The 469-nt window shown below is 54.8% G+C and carries 1 rRNA gene; it reads left to right on the top strand.

Features of this window, described 5'->3' with window-relative positions:
- Positions 1 to 404, top strand: a 16S ribosomal RNA gene (locus tag M5C71_RS33600); the annotation flags it as partial.
- Positions 405 to 469: the final 65 nt, after the last annotated feature.

The following is a 469-nucleotide window of genomic DNA, read 5'->3' as shown; positions in this document are numbered from 1 at the left end:
GGTGGGCACTCTAAGGAGACTGCCGGTGACAAACCGGAGGAAGGTGGGGATGACGTCAAGTCATCATGGCCCTTACGGCCTGGGCTACACACGTGCTACAATGGTCGGTACAGAGGGTTGCCAAGCCGCGAGGTGGAGCTAATCCCACAAAACCGATCGTAGTCCGGATCGCAGTCTGCAACTCGACTGCGTGAAGTCGGAATCGCTAGTAATCGCGAATCAGAATGTCGCGGTGAATACGTTCCCGGGCCTTGTACACACCGCCCGTCACACCATGGGAGTGGGTTGCACCAGAAGTAGCTAGTCTAACCTTCGGGAGGACGGTTACCACGGTGTGATTCATGACTGGGGTGAAGTCGTAACAAGGTAGCCGTAGGGGAACCTGCGGCTGGATCACCTCCTTAATCGACGACATCAGCTGCTCCATAAGTTCCCACACGAATTGCTTGATTCATTGAAGAAGACGATA

Origin of the sequence: Pseudomonas sp. MWU12-2345 (assembly GCF_023242385.1) — a bacterium.
Classification (GTDB): Bacteria; Pseudomonadota; Gammaproteobacteria; order Pseudomonadales; family Pseudomonadaceae; genus Aquipseudomonas; species Aquipseudomonas gingeri_D.
The sequence above is the reverse complement of the archived record's forward strand: the minus strand, read 5'-3'. Positions and strand labels throughout refer to the sequence as shown.